The organism is Geomonas azotofigens (genome assembly GCF_018919395.1).
Taxonomy (GTDB): domain Bacteria; phylum Desulfobacterota; class Desulfuromonadia; order Geobacterales; family Geobacteraceae; genus Geomonas; species Geomonas azotofigens.
The window spans coordinates 14281-26612 of the sequence record NZ_JAHLME010000015.1; the positions used below are offsets into that span (position 1 = coordinate 14281).

Below are 12332 nucleotides of genomic sequence, written 5' to 3' on the forward strand. Positions count from 1 at the left end.
CTTTTGAAGACGTTTTGCCAATCTAGATTTTCGTAAGTATCAGCGGACCGTTGTCCGTTATTGCTACCGTGTGCTCGAAGTGCGCCGAGAGCCCGCCGTCGGCGGTCACCGCCGTCCAGCCATCCTCCAGCACCTTCACGTCGTACCCCTTCTCGTTGATCATCGGCTCGATGGCGAGCACCATGCCGCTTTTCAGCTTGGGGCCCTTGCCGGGGGCGCCGAAGTTGGGGATCTGGGGCCCCTCGTGCAGTTCCTTGCCGATGCCATGCCCCACGAAGTCGCGCACCACGGAGAAGCCGCGCGCCTCGACGTGTGACTGGACCGCGTGGGCGATGTCAGACAACCGGTGCGCGGTGTCGGCGACCTCGATGGCGCGGTAAAGCGATTCCTCGGTGGCCTTGATCAGCCTGGCAGCGGCATCGGAGATCCGGCCTACCGGGACGGTTATGGCGGAGTCGCCGTAGAAACCGTTGTGCAGCACCCCGAAGTCCAGGCTGACGATATCGCCTTCGACCAGGGCCCGCTGCGTGGCGAATCCGTGCACCACCTGCTCGTTCACCGAGCAACAAAGCGAAAAGGGGAAGCCGCTGTAACCCTTGAAGGCTGGCTTCGCCTTCCTCTTCAGCGTTTCCCTCTCGGCGTATGCGTCCAGCTGTGCCAGGGTCACCCCCGGGGCCACCATCTCTCTCAGGCCGACGAGTATCTCGGCGACCATCTTGCCGGCGGCCGCCATCTTCTCGATCTCGGCCCGGGATTTGAGTACTATCACCGCGCGTCCTGCAGTACAGCGACGATTTCGGCCTGAATCCCCTCCACGCTGCCGAGACCGTTGACCGAGCGAAGCAGCCCGGCGGTCTGGTAGTAGGAGATCAGCGGAGAGGTCTGCGCCTCGTACACTGCGAGCCGGTTCAGAATGGTCTCTTCCTTGTCGTCCTCGCGCTGGAACAGCTCACCGCCACAGGCATCGCAGACCCCTGCGACCTTGGCCGGAGCGAAATCGACATGGTAGCCGGCGCCGCACTTAGAGCAGGCGCGTCTACCGGTGAGACGCTTCAAGAGCTCGTCCTTGTTCACGGAAAGCGAGACCACGTGGTCGATCTTCTTGCCGATGCCGGAGAGGACCTGGGAAAGTGCGTCGGCCTGGGGCACGGTGCGCGGAAAGCCGTCCAGGATGAAACCCTTCAGACAGTCCGGCTGCGCCAGACGCTCTTCCACGATCCCTATTACTACCTCGTCAGGTACCAGCGCGCCGGAGTCCATGAACCCCTTAGCCTTGATCCCCATCGGGGTGAGCTCTTTAACGGCAGCCCGCAGTATATCGCCTGTCGATATCTGCGGGATACCAAACCTGTCTATGAGGAGTTTCGCCTGGGTCCCCTTGCCTACGCCCGGGGGTCCAAGGAGGATGAGGTTCATCGGGGCCTCCTATTTTCTACCCTGGATGCGAACGCCTTTCATGAACCCTTCGTAGCTGCGCGTAATCAGGTGCGCCTCGATCTGGGCCAAGGTGTCCATGCCGACGCCGACCGCGATCAGCAGCGACGTGCCGCCGAAATAGAAGGGAAGGTTGAATTTCCCGATCAGGATCGAAGGGAGCACACAGACCGCGGAGATGTAAATGGCACCCGCGAAGGTCAGCTTGGTGAGCACCGCGTCCAGAAAGTCGGAGGTCTCTTTGCCGGGACGGATCCCGGGCACGTAACCGCCCTGCTTCTTGACGTTGTCGGCGACGTCAACCGGGTTGAAAGTCACAGCCGTGTAGAAATAGCAAAAAAAGACGATAAAGGCAACAAATAAAATTTCGTAGAGCAACTTTCCGGGAGCCAGCTGCTTCGATGCCGCCTGCACCCAGGGAACGTCGATGAAGTTGCCGACCGTGGCCGGGAACATGATGATCGACGAGGCGAAGATCGGCGGGATGACCCCGGCCATGTTCACCTTGAGCGGCAGGTGCGAGCTCTGCGCGCCGACCGTCTTAAGCCCCACCACCCTCTTGGCGTAGTGGATCGGGATCCTGCGCTGGCCGCGCTCCATGAAGACCACTGCGGCGATGACCAGGAACATCACGGCCAACACGAAGAGCAGCAGGAACAGGGAAAGCTCGCCGGTCTTGATGAGGCGGAAGCTGTTGCCCAGGGCGTTCGGGATGCGGGCCACGATGCCGGCGAAGATGATCAGGGAGATGCCGTTGCCAATACCCTTCTCGGACATCTGCTCGCCCAGCCACATGATGAAGGCGGTGCCCGCGGTCAGCGTGATCACCGTCATCAGACGGAAGCTCCAGCCCGGGTTCGGTACCACCAGTTCGCCGGCCGGTCCGCGCATCGCCTCGAGGCCGATGGAGATACCGAAAGCCTGCACCACCGACAGCACCACGGTGCCGTAGCGGGTGTACTGGATGATCTTCTTCCTGCCGGCGTCACCCTCCTTGGAGAGTTTCTCGATGGCGGGGACCGCCACGGTCAGGAGCTGGAAGATGATGGAAGAGGAGATGTACGGCATGATGCCGAGGGCAAAGACGGTGAGCTTCTCGAGAGCCCCGCCAGAGAACATGTCGAACATACCGAGCAGCGTGCCCTGGGCAGCCTTGAAGAACTGCGCGAGGGCCTGGGCGTCGATGCCCGGAGTAGGGATGTGACACCCTACCCGGTAGACGGCCAGCATGGCCAGCGAAAAGAGGACCTTCTTTTTAAGCTCGGGGATCTTGAAAATGTTCTGGAAGGCTTCTATCAAGACTAGATCTCCTCGATGGAACCACCTGCCGCAGTGACTTTTTCGCGAGCGGAGGCGCTGAATTTGTGAGCCTTGATGGTCAGAGCGCGGGTCAGATCGCCGGTGCCGAGCACCTTGATGCCGTCGCGAACGCCGGAGATCAGGCCGCTCTTCAGGAGCGCCTCTGCGTCCACCACGCTGCCGGCTTCGAAGATCTCGAGCTGGCACAGGTTCACCAGTGCGTACTCCTTCTTGGAGAGCGGAGTGAAGCCGCGCTTGGGGAGCCTTCTGTGCATCGGCATCTGGCCGCCCTCGAAGCCGGGCTTCACGGAGCCGCCGGAGCGTGCCTTCTGGCCCTTGTGACCCTTGGTCGCGGTCTTGCCGTGGCCGGAGCCGGTGCCCCTGCCGATGCGCTTTCTATTCTTGGTCGACCCGATGGCCGGTTTGATGGTATTCAATTGCATGATTGTCACCTTTAGGGGGAATTACTCTTCGACGCGTACCAGGTGGGCGACCTTGGCGATCATCCCACGAATTTCCGGGGTGTCCTGCAGGACCACGGTCTTCTCACGCTTGGTGAGCCCCATGCCGAGCAGGCGGCCCTTCATTTTCTCGGTTTGACCGATGCCGCTCTTCACGAGCGTAACCTTCAGTTCAGACATGTTCTGCTCCTTAAGTACTATTCGGTGATGCCGCGGCGCGCCATCAGCTCTTCCGCAGTCTTCAGCTGGGCAAGACCGGCGAAGGCCGCCTTGACCACGTTGTGCGGGTTGTTCGAGCCCAGGCACTTGGCGAGGATGTTGTGCAGGCCCGCGGACTCGAAGACCGCGCGGGCGGCACCGCCGGCGATGACGCCGGTACCCGCCGATGCGGGCATCATGAGCACCTTGCCTGCGCCGAAGTGGCCCAGGATCTCGAAGGGGATGGTCTGGCCGGCCACGATGGGAACCTTGATGAGGTTCTTCTTGGCCTGCTCGACGCCCTTGCGAATCGCCTCGGGCACCTCGTTGGCCTTGCCCAGGCCGTAGCCCACCACGCCGTTACCGTCGCCTACCACCACGAGTGCGGAGAAGCTGAACCTGCGGCCACCTTTCACCACCTTGGCTACGCGGCTGATATGGACGACCCTATCGGTAAGATTCATTTCACTGGCATTGATCTTAAGCAAACTAATTCCTCCTTACCTGCCCTAGAAGGACAGACCGTTTTCGCGTGCGGCTTCAGCCAGAGCTTTGATCCTACCGTGGTAGAGGAAACCGTTACGGTCGAAGACGACCGCTTTGATGTCCTTTTCGAGGGCCCTCTTGGCGATGGCGGCGCCAACCTTGGCGGCTGCCTCGATGTTGCCGGTGTACGAAAGCCCTTCGGCTACCTCGCCCACCAGGGTGGAGGCGGAGGCGAGCGTCGCACCAGTGGTATCGTCGATCAGCTGAGCGTATATGTGACGAGCACTCTTGAAGACGTTCAGTCTCGGGCGTGCCGGCGAACCGGTAATTTTCTTCCTGACCCTGGTCTGTCTCTTAAGACGAGCTACCTGTTTTTGGGCTAAAGAACTCAAGGCACTTCTCCTTAGCAATTGCTATTTTTTACCGGTTTTGCCGGCTTTTCTCAGAATCGTTTCGTCAGCGTACTTGATACCCTTGCCCTTGTAGGGCTCCGGTCCACGGAAGTCGCGGATCTTGGCGGCAGTCTGCCCCACCAGCTCCTTGTCGATGCCGAGCACTTTCAGCTTGGTCATCTTGTCCACCTCGACGGTGATCCCGGCGGGGAGCTCGAAGTTGATCGGGTGCGAGTAGCCAAGGGCCAGGTTGAGCACGTTGCCCTTGACCTCGGCGCGGTAACCGACGCCATTGATCTCGAGCAGGGTCTCGAACCCCTTGGAGACACCGGTGACCATGTTGTTGATCAGGGTCCTGGTCAGGCCGTGGGCCGAGCGGGACTTGATGGTGTCGTCCTTGCGGGTCACGGTGATGGCCTCACCGGTCACGTCGATGGTGACGCCGTCGCCGAGGACGCGGGCGAGTTTCCCTTTCGGGCCCTCGACCTTAATCTCCGGCGCGCTGTATATGACTTTCACCCCCGCAGGGATCGCGATGGGAAGTTTTCCTATTCTAGACATGCAAAGCTCCTTAAAGCGAAAATGACTACCAGACCGTGCACAGGACCTCGCCGCCGATGCCCAGCTCGCGCGCGGTCTTGTCGGTTACCAGCCCCTTGGAGGTCGAAAGGATGGCGACGCCCAGTCCGTTTTTCACCTGCTTGATCTTGTCGGAGTGGACATAGACCCGGCCGCCCGGCTTGCTGATCCTTTTGATCTCGTTGATGACCGGATCCTTCTCGTCGATGAACTTCAGGTAGACGCGCAGGATGCCCTGCTTGTTGTCAGCGATGACCTTGAAGTTCTTGATGAAGCCCTCGGTGCGCAGCACCGTGGCGAGGCTCACCTTGAGGTTCGACGAAGGAATGTCAACTTTCTGGTGTTTTGCCATACCAGCGTTCCTGATTCTGGTCAGCATGTCGGCAACTGGATCTGTCATGCACATATGAAGCTACTCCTCTTTCCTAAAGCGGAATCTTTTTACCAACTGGACTTTATCACACCGGGAATCTGGCCGGAGTTAGCGTACTTCCTCAGGCAGATCCTGCACATTTCAAATTTCCGGTAGTATGCTCTCGGGCGACCGCAGATGTTGCAGCGATTACGCTCGCGTACCTTGTACTTGGCCCTCTGAGCTTTTATGATCATAGATGTCTTAGCCACGGAATTCCTCCAAAACCTGTATTAGTTCCTGAACGGCAGGCCCATAAGCTTGAGAAGCGCCTTGCCCTCAGCGTCGGTCTTTGCCGTGGTCACGATCGTGATGTTGAGACCCTTGATCTTGTCGACCTTGTCGTAATCGATCTCGGGGAAGATCAGCTGCTCCTTGATGCCCAGGGAGTAGTTACCCTTGCCGTCGAAGCCCTTGCCGTTGATCCCCTTGAAGTCACGCACGCGCGGCAGCGAGACGCTGATCAGGCGGTCGAGGAACTCGTACATCTTCTCGCGGCGCAGCGTCACCGAGCAGCCGATCGGCATGCCCTGGCGCAGCTTGAAGCCCGCGATGGACTTCTTTGCCTTCGTGATCACGGGCTTCTGGCCCGCGATGGCGCCCAGTTCCTCGGCGGCCGAATCCAGGATCTTGACGTTCTGGATCGCTTCGCCCAGGCCCATGTTCAGCACGATTTTCACGAGCTTGGGGACTTCCATGATGTTCTTGTAGTTATGGTCCTTCATCAGTTGGGGGACCATGTCTTTATTGTAAAGCTCAGCCAGCCGTGCCATTGAATCCTCCAAAACTATTTGTCAAAGGACTCGCCGCATTTGACACAGCAGCGCGCCTTTTTTCCGTCTTCCAGAACGGTGGTCCTGGTCCTTACGGGCTTGTTGCACTTTCCGCAGAGCAGCATCACGTTGGAAATGTGCACCGGTGCTTCCTTCTCCAGGATGCCCCCCTGCTCGGAACCGCGGGGTTTCACGTGGCGCTTCACCACGTTGATCCCCTCGACGATAACGCCGTCCTTCTTCGGATGGATGGAGAGCACCTTGCCGCTCTTGGAACGATCCTTACCCGTGGTGATAACGACGGTATCGTTTTTCTTTACATGTAATTTTTTGCCCAGCATCTCTATTCTCCAGGATCTAGTCTTAAAGTACCTCGGGGGCGAGGGATATGATCTTCATGAACTTCTTGGCGCGAAGTTCCCTGGCGACCGGCCCGAAGATACGAGTGCCGACCGGCTCCTTGGCGTTGTTGATGACCACGCCGGAGTTGGTGTCGAAACGGATGTAGGAGCCGTCCGGACGCCCCACAGCCTTGGCGGTACGCACCACGACAGCCTTCACCACGTCGCCTTTCTTCACCTTCGAATTGGGGAGAGCTTCCTTGACGGAAGCGACGATGATGTCGCCAATCCCGGCGTAACGGCGCTTGGAGCCGCCGAGCACTTTAATGCAAAAGAGCTTCTTCGCGCCGGAGTTGTCCGCCACGTCCAATAGTGTCTGCATCTGAATCATTGTTTAACTCCCGGCGAGCCCTTAAGCCTTGGACTCGATAATCTGTCTGATCTTCCAGCGCTTGTCCTTGGAAAGCGGACGGGTTTCCACGATAAGAACACGGTCGCCGATCTTGGCGGAGTTGTCGATATCGTGCGCCTTGTACTTGGCGGAGCGCTTGATGTATTTGTTGTAGACGGGGTGCTTCACCAGGCGGTCGACCTTTACCACTGCGGTCTTGTCCATCTTGTCCGAGACGACCACGCCGATCTGAGTTTTCCTGTTGCCTCTTTCGCTCATATCTATCTCTTAGCCTCTCTTTTCGCGGAGTATGGTCTTCACGCGGGCGATGTCTTTTCTGAGGTTCGCCACTTTGGCGGTGTTCTCAAGACGCCCGGTGTGAAGCTGAAACTTCACGTTGAAGAGTTCCTTGGTAAGCTCGGCGCTCTTGGTCTCAAGCTCTGCTGCCGTCGCGTTTTTAAGTTCGTTAGCCTTCATTGATTTCCGCCCTCGTGATGAACTTGGTGGCTACGGGGAGCTTGTGCGCCGCAAGCCGGAATGCCTCGCGCGCCACTTCCTCGCTGACCCCTTCCATTTCGTACAGGACGCGGCCAGGCTTGATGACGCAGACCCAGGAATCCGGGGAGCCTTTCCCCTTACCCATACGGGTCTCGGCGGGTTTCGCCGTGAGCGGTTTGTCCGGGAAGATACGGATCCAGATCTTGCCGCCCCTCTTGATGTAACGGGTCATGGCGATACGGGCGGCCTCGATCTGGCGGGAATCCAGCCAGCCGCACTCGGTTGCCTGCAGACCGAAGTCACCGAACGCAAGCTCGACGCCGCGCTGCAGGGTGCCGGTCATGCGCCCTTTCATCTGTTTTCTATGCTTAACTTTCTTGGGCATTAACATCGCAAAAAACTCCTGTTCCTATTTTTTAGCGGAGAGCACTTCACCCTTGAAGAGGAGCACTTTTACGCCGATGATACCGTAGGTGGTCTTCGCCTCGGCAAAACCGTAGTCGATGTCGGCGCGCAGCGTGTGCAGCGGCACCCGACCTTCGCGGTACCATTCGGTCCTCGACATCTCTGCCCCACCCAGGCGACCGGAGCAGGTGATCCTGATCCCTTTGGCGCCGAACTTGAGCGTCGAAGTGACGCTCTTCTTCATGGCGCGCCTGAAAGCGATGCGGCGCTCGAGCTGCATGGCCACGTTCTCGGCTACGAGCTGCGCGTCCAGCTCCGGCTTCCTGACTTCCTGTATGTTAAGGTAGACCTCTTTGTCGGTGAGCTTGGCCAGCTCCTTCTTCAAGGTCTCGACCTCGGAGCCCTTCTTACCGATGATCAGGCCCGGACGTGCGGTGAAGATGTTGATCTTCGCCTTGCCCGCAGCGCGCTCGATCTCGATCTTGGAGACGCCGGAATGATACAGCCTTTTTTTAAGGAAATTGCGCAGCTTCAGGTCTTCGTGAAGAAGCTTCGCATAATCTTTTTCCGCGTACCATTTGGAATCCCAGGTTTTGATAACCCCGAGCCTGAAACCTATAGGATTTACTTTCTGACCCAAAACATCACCTCCGACCCGTTCTTATTTCTTTTCCGCAAGGACCACGGTAATGTGGCTCGTCGGTTTTCTGATCTTGCTAGCCCGGCCCATGGCGCGGGGGGTGAAGCGCTTAAGTACCGCGCCGCCGTCGACGAAAATCGTCTTGACGAAGAGCTTGTCCACATCGGAGCAACCCTTCTGCTCGGCGTTGGCAACGGCCGAGGAAAGGAGCTTCGAGATAAGCTTCGCCGACGGTTGCGGCGAGAAACGCAGGGTGTTCAGCGCAGTCTGAATGCCCTTGCCCCTGACGAGGTCCACGACCAGGCGTGTTTTCCTCGGGGAGAGGCGGACAGAGGATAATTTAGCGGATGATTCCATTACAAAACTCCTTTAGGACCTTACTTCTTCTTGAGCTTGCTCTTCTTGTCAGCAGCGTGGCCGTAGAAGGTTCTGGTAGGTGAGAACTCGCCCATCTTGTGGCCGACCATGTTCTCAGTGACGAACACAGGGATGAACTTCTTGCCATTGTGCACCGCGAAGGTGAGCCCGATGAATTCCGGGATGATGGTCGAACGACGCGACCAGGTCTTGATCACCTTCTTGCTGCCGGCCTGTTCTGCCTGGGCTTTCGCTTCCAGATGTGCGTCAACGAAAGGCCCCTTCTTTATAGATCTTGCCATCTTTTAAAATCCTCTATCCAGATGAGTTATTTGCTGCGCTTCTTCACGATGAAGGCCGTGGACCGCTTGTTGGTGCGCGTCTTGTAGCCCTTGGTGGGGATACCCCACGGGGTTACCGGGTGACGGCCGCCGGAGGTCCTGCCCTCGCCACCGCCGTGCGGGTGGTCGACCGGGTTCATCGCGACGCCCCTTACGTGGGGGCGAACGCCGAGCCAGCGGGAACGACCTGCCTTGCCGATGGAGACGTTCTCGTGATCCACGTTGCCCACCTGGCCGATGGTCGCCTTGCAATCCATGAGGATCATGCGGACTTCCGAGGAGGGGAGCTTCACCTGGGCGTACTTCCCTTCCTTGGACATGAGCTGGGCGAAGGTGCCGGCGGAACGGGCCAGCTGCGCACCCTTGCCGATCTTCAGCTCGATGTTGTGGATGATGGTACCCAGCGGGATGCACCTGATGGGGAGCGCGTTGCCCGGCTTGATGTCAGCCTGCTCGCTGGAGATAACGGTGTCGCCCACTTTCAGGGCGAGCGGAGCCAGGATGTAGCGCTTCTCGCCGTCGGCGTAGTTCAGGAGTGCGATGCGCGCGCTGCGGCACGGGTCGTACTCGATGGTGGCAACCTTGGCCGGGATGTCGATCTTGTCGCGGCGGAAGTCGATGATCCTGTACTTCTGCTTGTGACCGCCACCGACGTTCCTGGAAGTAACGCGGCCGTTCGAGTTTCTGCCGCCGCTCTTCTTGAGGTTCTCAACAAGAGATTTCTCAGGCTTGCAGGCAGTGATCTCCTCGAAGGTCGAGCAGGTCTGCGCCCTTCTACCCGGAGAAGTAGGTTTGTAAGTTTTGATAGCCATTATCTAAATCCCCACAGATTTTTTATGCTTCGAAGAAGTCGACGTTGGAGCCCTCTTTCAGGGTCACGTACGCCTTCTTCCAGTTGGAACGCTTGCCGATGCCCCTCGCGGTGCGTTTGGTCTTACCGGCCACGTTGACGGTGTTCACGGCGGCAACCTGCGCGTTGAAGAGCTGCTCGACGGCGGCCTTGATCTCGATCTTGTTGGCGGCGCCGTTCACCACGAAAGCGATGACGTTTTTGTCGTCCTTCTCTACCGTGGTTTTCTCAGTGATGAGCGGTTTCTTTATGACGTCATAGATGTTCATGACTGTAATGCTCCTTCAACACGACGAACGGCGGCCTCGGTAAAGACGACGCTCTGGTATTTCATGATGTCGAAAATGTTGAGACCTTCCGGGCCCAGCACCTTGACGTTTTTCACATTGCGGGCGGAAAGCTCCAAAACAAGATTCGCAGTATCTGTGATAACGAGCGTCTTGTCAAGGTTAAAAGCATTTAGTACCTCGACAAATGCCTTTGTCTTGATGGAAGGAAGCTCAAAGCTGTTCAGTACAGTGATCGCCTCTTTCTTATAGAGCATGGAGAGTGCGCTTCTGAGAGCTGCTTTCCTCGCCTTCTTGTTCATGGAGAGGTTGTAGGTCTTCGGCTGCGGGCCGAAAGCCACGCCGCCGCCCGGATATTGGGGCGCCCTGGCGCAACCCTGACGGGCCTGGCCGGTGCCTTTCTGCTTGAACGGCTTCTTGCCGGAACCGGAAACCGCGGCGCGGTTCTTGACCGCTACGGTACCCTGCCTGCGGTTAGCGAGCTGGATCTTGACGGCCTCGTGGATCAGGTACTCGCGCACGTCGTCGTTGAAGACGGCGTCGGAGACTTCGATCTCACCGACCTTTGCTTTTTTGATGTCAAATACGTCTAACTTTGCCATGTCTATCTCCAGCCCCCGTTATCTCGTCGCCTTGACGGAGTCCTTGATCAGGACCACGCCGTTGGCGGAACCGGGGATCGCTCCACCGAGCAGAATCAGATTGTCAGCAGCGTCCACGCGCACAACTTTCAGGCGCTGCACGGTCACCTTCTCGTTACCGAGCTGGCCCGGCATCTTCTTGTTCTTGAAAACCCTGGAGGGGGTCGCGGAGCAGCCGATGGAGCCCGGAGCGCGGTGGAAACGGGAGCCGTGGCTCGACCGACCGCCTTTGAAGCCCCAGCGCTTGATGACGCCGGCGAAACCCTTACCGATGGAGGTGCCGGTCACGTCGACCAGGTCGCCCTCTGCGAACACGCCGGCCTCGATCACGTCGCCCACGTTGTAGGCGCTGGTGTCGTCCATGCGCAGCTCACGGTAGTGAGTGAACACGCCTGCGCCGGCGCTCTTGCAGTGACCCACCTGGGCCGCGTTGGCCTTGGCGGCCTCCTTCGCACCGTAACCGACCTGGATGGCGCTGTAGCCGTCCTTCTCGACGGTCTTCTTCTGGAGGACGACGCACGGCCCTGCCTCGACGACGGTCACGGCGATGCGCCTGCCGTCCTCGGCAAATATCTGGGTCATGCCCAGTTTTTTCCCAATCAATCCCTTATTCATGTCGACTTCCTATCCTTGTATTAAAGCTTGATCTCGACGTCCACACCGGCGGAGAGGTCGAGTTTCATCAGAGCGTCGACAGTCTGCTGAGTCGGCTCGAGGATGTCGATCAGGCGCTTGTGGGTCCTGATCTCGAACTGCTCGCGCGACTTCTTGTCGACGTGCGGTCCACGCAGCACGCAGTACTTGTTGATGACGGTCGGCAGCGGAATCGGGCCGGCAACGCGTGCGCCGGTCCTCTTGGCGGTGTCGACGATCTCGCCAACGGAAGTATCAAGGAGCTTGTGGTCGTATGCTTTCAAGCGGATTCTAATTTTCTGACTAGGCATCTCTTCCTCGTGATGAAACAAGTTTTTCAGTTTACAGCCGAAGTTTCCGGGAGGGACACTCGTCGTGCCCGCCCGGAAACCCGGACCTGAAAACCGTATGTTTTTCTATTCTTACTCGATGATGGAGGCGACAACCCCTGCACCGACGGTACGGCCGCCTTCGCGGATTGCGAAGCGCAGACCTTCGTCCATTGCAATCGGGGTGATCAGGTTGACGGTTACCGAGACGTTGTCGCCCGGCATAACCATCTCGACACCGGCCTCGAGGTCAACCACGCCGGTAACGTCGGTGGTCCTAAAGTAGAACTGCGGACGGTAGCCGTTGAAGAACGGGGTGTGACGGCCGCCCTCTTCCTTGGACAGGATGTAGGCCTCGGCCTTGAACTTGGTGTGCGGGGTGATGGAGCCCGGCTTGGCGAGAACCTGGCCACGCTCGATCTCCTCACGCTTCACGCCGCGCAGCAGCGCGCCGATGTTGTCGCCAGCGCGGCCTTCGTCGAGGAGCTTACGGAACATCTCGACGCCGGTAACGGTGGTCTTGGTGGTGGCCTTGATGCCGACGATCTCGACTTCCTCGCCGACCTTCACGATGCCGCGCTCGAC

The 12332-nt window shown here is 58.7% G+C and carries 25 protein-coding genes; all 25 read right to left on the reverse strand.

Annotation, left to right across the window (positions count from 1 at the left end; genetic code table 11):
* Positions 1 to 22: 22 nt before the first annotated feature.
* Positions 23 to 769, reverse strand: a complete 747-nt coding sequence (map, locus tag KOL99_RS21390; protein ID WP_216512486.1) for a type I methionyl aminopeptidase — start codon at positions 767 to 769, stop codon at positions 23 to 25.
* The gene (locus KOL99_RS21395) at positions 766 to 1416 is read right to left on the reverse strand and encodes an adenylate kinase (RefSeq protein WP_216512487.1); all 651 of its coding nucleotides are present in this window, start codon (positions 1414 to 1416) and stop codon (positions 766 to 768) included. The genes map and KOL99_RS21395 overlap by 4 nt, the downstream gene beginning before the upstream one ends.
* Before the next feature lie 9 nt (positions 1417 to 1425).
* Positions 1426 to 2733: a preprotein translocase subunit SecY gene (gene secY / locus KOL99_RS21400; protein WP_216512488.1), complete on the reverse strand. Its 1308-nt coding sequence runs from the start codon at positions 2731 to 2733 to the stop codon at positions 1426 to 1428.
* A gap of 2 nt (positions 2734 to 2735) precedes the next feature.
* Positions 2736 to 3176, reverse strand: coding sequence for a 50S ribosomal protein L15 (gene rplO / locus KOL99_RS21405; protein WP_216512489.1), 441 nt, complete (start codon positions 3174 to 3176; stop codon positions 2736 to 2738).
* A gap of 21 nt (positions 3177 to 3197) precedes the next feature.
* A complete protein-coding gene (gene rpmD / locus KOL99_RS21410) occupies positions 3198 to 3374 on the reverse strand; it encodes a 50S ribosomal protein L30 (protein WP_216512490.1) in 177 nt (58 codons plus the stop codon).
* A gap of 17 nt (positions 3375 to 3391) precedes the next feature.
* Positions 3392 to 3880 carry a 30S ribosomal protein S5 gene (gene rpsE / locus KOL99_RS21415; RefSeq protein WP_216512491.1) on the reverse strand — a complete coding sequence of 163 codons (489 nt, stop codon included), beginning with the start codon at positions 3878 to 3880 and terminating at the stop codon, positions 3392 to 3394.
* 21 nt (positions 3881 to 3901) lie between these two features.
* Positions 3902 to 4270 (reverse strand): 50S ribosomal protein L18, encoded by a 369-nt coding sequence (rplR, locus tag KOL99_RS21420; RefSeq protein WP_216512492.1) that lies wholly within the window; start codon positions 4268 to 4270, stop codon positions 3902 to 3904.
* Positions 4271 to 4291: 21 nt separating this feature from the next.
* Positions 4292 to 4831 carry a 50S ribosomal protein L6 gene (rplF, locus tag KOL99_RS21425; protein ID WP_216512493.1) on the reverse strand — a complete coding sequence of 180 codons (540 nt, stop codon included), beginning with the start codon at positions 4829 to 4831 and terminating at the stop codon, positions 4292 to 4294.
* A 25-nt stretch (positions 4832 to 4856) separates the two neighbouring features.
* Complete coding sequence (gene rpsH / locus KOL99_RS21430; protein WP_216512494.1) at positions 4857 to 5255, reverse strand: 30S ribosomal protein S8; 399 nt, start codon at positions 5253 to 5255, stop codon at positions 4857 to 4859.
* Between the two features lie 35 nt (positions 5256 to 5290).
* Complete coding sequence (locus KOL99_RS21435) at positions 5291 to 5473, reverse strand: type Z 30S ribosomal protein S14 (protein ID WP_216512495.1); 183 nt, start codon at positions 5471 to 5473, stop codon at positions 5291 to 5293.
* A gap of 21 nt (positions 5474 to 5494) precedes the next feature.
* A complete protein-coding gene (gene rplE / locus KOL99_RS21440; RefSeq protein WP_216512496.1) occupies positions 5495 to 6034 on the reverse strand; it encodes a 50S ribosomal protein L5 in 540 nt (179 codons plus the stop codon).
* A 14-nt stretch (positions 6035 to 6048) separates the two neighbouring features.
* Positions 6049 to 6375 carry a 50S ribosomal protein L24 gene (rplX, locus tag KOL99_RS21445; protein WP_183350978.1) on the reverse strand — a complete coding sequence of 109 codons (327 nt, stop codon included), beginning with the start codon at positions 6373 to 6375 and terminating at the stop codon, positions 6049 to 6051.
* Positions 6376 to 6397: 22 nt separating this feature from the next.
* Positions 6398 to 6766 (reverse strand): 50S ribosomal protein L14, encoded by a 369-nt coding sequence (gene rplN / locus KOL99_RS21450; protein WP_012529376.1) that lies wholly within the window; start codon positions 6764 to 6766, stop codon positions 6398 to 6400.
* 21 nt (positions 6767 to 6787) lie between these two features.
* On the reverse strand, positions 6788 to 7045 hold the full coding sequence (gene rpsQ / locus KOL99_RS21455) for a 30S ribosomal protein S17 (RefSeq protein WP_183350975.1): 258 nt from the start codon (positions 7043 to 7045) through the stop codon (positions 6788 to 6790).
* A gap of 9 nt (positions 7046 to 7054) precedes the next feature.
* Positions 7055 to 7243, reverse strand: a complete 189-nt coding sequence (gene rpmC, locus KOL99_RS21460; protein WP_183350973.1) for a 50S ribosomal protein L29 — start codon at positions 7241 to 7243, stop codon at positions 7055 to 7057.
* Positions 7233 to 7655, reverse strand: a complete 423-nt coding sequence (rplP, locus tag KOL99_RS21465; RefSeq protein WP_216512497.1) for a 50S ribosomal protein L16 — start codon at positions 7653 to 7655, stop codon at positions 7233 to 7235. Before rplP ends, rpmC begins: the two co-directional genes overlap by 11 nt.
* An 18-nt stretch (positions 7656 to 7673) precedes the next feature.
* A complete protein-coding gene (gene rpsC / locus KOL99_RS21470; RefSeq protein ID WP_012529372.1) occupies positions 7674 to 8309 on the reverse strand; it encodes a 30S ribosomal protein S3 in 636 nt (211 codons plus the stop codon).
* A 21-nt stretch (positions 8310 to 8330) separates the two neighbouring features.
* Positions 8331 to 8666, reverse strand: a complete 336-nt coding sequence (gene rplV, locus KOL99_RS21475; protein ID WP_012529371.1) for a 50S ribosomal protein L22 — start codon at positions 8664 to 8666, stop codon at positions 8331 to 8333.
* A 20-nt stretch (positions 8667 to 8686) separates the two neighbouring features.
* On the reverse strand, positions 8687 to 8968 hold the full coding sequence (gene rpsS, locus KOL99_RS21480; protein WP_216500040.1) for a 30S ribosomal protein S19: 282 nt from the start codon (positions 8966 to 8968) through the stop codon (positions 8687 to 8689).
* Between the two features lie 26 nt (positions 8969 to 8994).
* Complete coding sequence (gene rplB, locus KOL99_RS21485) at positions 8995 to 9819, reverse strand: 50S ribosomal protein L2 (protein ID WP_216512498.1); 825 nt, start codon at positions 9817 to 9819, stop codon at positions 8995 to 8997.
* Positions 9820 to 9841: 22 nt separating this feature from the next.
* Complete coding sequence (locus KOL99_RS21490; RefSeq protein WP_183350967.1) at positions 9842 to 10126, reverse strand: 50S ribosomal protein L23; 285 nt, start codon at positions 10124 to 10126, stop codon at positions 9842 to 9844.
* Entirely contained in the window at positions 10123 to 10746 is a 624-nt protein-coding gene (gene rplD / locus KOL99_RS21495; protein ID WP_216512499.1) for a 50S ribosomal protein L4, read from the reverse strand. The genes KOL99_RS21490 and rplD overlap by 4 nt, the downstream gene beginning before the upstream one ends.
* Before the next feature lie 18 nt (positions 10747 to 10764).
* A complete protein-coding gene (gene rplC, locus KOL99_RS21500) occupies positions 10765 to 11400 on the reverse strand; it encodes a 50S ribosomal protein L3 (protein WP_216512500.1) in 636 nt (211 codons plus the stop codon).
* A 20-nt stretch (positions 11401 to 11420) separates the two neighbouring features.
* Positions 11421 to 11729, reverse strand: coding sequence for a 30S ribosomal protein S10 (gene rpsJ, locus KOL99_RS21505; protein ID WP_012529365.1), 309 nt, complete (start codon positions 11727 to 11729; stop codon positions 11421 to 11423).
* 111 nt (positions 11730 to 11840) lie between these two features.
* The coding region (locus KOL99_RS21510) for an EF-Tu C-terminal domain-related protein (RefSeq protein ID WP_268898968.1) at positions 11841 to 12332 on the reverse strand (492 nt) is incomplete at its 5' end.